This window comes from Falsigemmobacter intermedius (genome assembly GCF_004054105.1).
GTDB classification, from domain to species: domain Bacteria; phylum Pseudomonadota; class Alphaproteobacteria; order Rhodobacterales; family Rhodobacteraceae; genus Wagnerdoeblera; species Wagnerdoeblera intermedia.
Genome location: NZ_SBLC01000143.1, coordinates 1 through 1,243 on the forward strand (window position 1 = coordinate 1; position 1,243 = coordinate 1,243).

General features: G+C 52.3%; 2 protein-coding genes. Both read right to left on the reverse strand.

Going from position 1 to position 1,243, the window contains the following annotated elements:
* The coding region (locus tag EP867_RS19645) for a hypothetical protein (RefSeq protein WP_164888990.1) at positions 1-405 on the reverse strand (405 nt) is incomplete at its 3' end.
* A gap of 76 nt (positions 406-481) precedes the next feature.
* A partial coding sequence (locus EP867_RS19650; RefSeq protein ID WP_174722363.1) for a YadA-like family protein occupies positions 482-1,243 on the reverse strand: 762 nt, incomplete at its 5' end.

Consider the following 1,243-nt stretch of genomic DNA (forward strand, 5'->3'; position numbering starts at 1 on the left):
CACGCGCCGGCCAGATGGATCTGTTAGATTCAGGATTTCTGGAGATCCTTTTACCCAAAAGGGCTCTAGCCGTGATAGGGCAGTTCGCAAAGCGACCTCAAATGTCACCCGTTCATCTTCCAAACACAGCAAGCCTGTCATAACGACAAGTTCCCTCGTGTCGATAATCGGAAAAGCATCAATAAGGGAACGCTCTCTTGAAAAGGCAGTCGTGTAAGCGGCAGCCCATTGTAGAAAGGCTGTTTTGTCTATGGGGTTGTTTTCTTGGCGCATAGCCCCAAGAAATTGGCCACAGTTGATGCCGCCTGCATTCCTGATGTTGATGATTGTTTGGCTCTGTTGTGCCATCGCAGGCGTTAGACCGAACGGCGAAAACAGAAGACTTATATAAAAGGTCATGCTCAAGAGCATTGCTCTTGAGCGATGATATAGTCTCTCCTTGATGTGTTTTAACACCAAGGAGAGACTTATTTTTATTATTTTACCAGGACCAGCCAAGGCCAACTGCGCCGCCTGTGCCACCAACAGAGCTGTGTTGCAGAGCTCCTCTGACCGTCATGGAATCTGTCACACGAACGGCACCACCCATCGCAAGGGCGCTTTGGCTATTATAGTGTCCGAACGCAATCCCGAAGGAGGAGCTTTCACCTGCAGAAATGGTGGGAAGTTGTGTCATAGCCATTGTCCCGGCAATCCCGGCACTCAGGCGCCGATCCATTTGCTCAAGTTGACGCACATTGACGGCATCGAATGGCGCTACACCATCGGCGACACCAGAAAGTCGCACCGGAGCACCTCCGGCACCCGAGAAATTGACCCCTGAGTTGCTAACCAACATCGATGTTGTGCCGCCTGTGATGGTCGCTTGGGTTGTTCCTGTCACAGTCGTCGCGCCGGATGAAGACGTCATGCCGGAGCCGCTATTGGTCAAAGACACTGTTGTGGATGTGACAGCCAACGAAGACGCATTAGTGCCGTCATCTACTGTCAGATTGGCACTGGTTCCATTCACATCAAAGGTTGTGTCTCCTGTCGAAACAAGGAGGGTGTTGTTGATGGTTGTGGCTCCCTCGACGAGAAGTGTGCTTTGGAGCGTGGTCGCGCCCTCTACATTTAGTGTGCCGCCCAAGTTTGTGTTGCCCAAGACGGTCGCATTTCCGGTCACACCCAGCTCGCCATTGACGGAAGTGTCGCTCAAGAAGCTCTGGCCGACGACAGACAGGTCTTCCCCGACGAACATGTT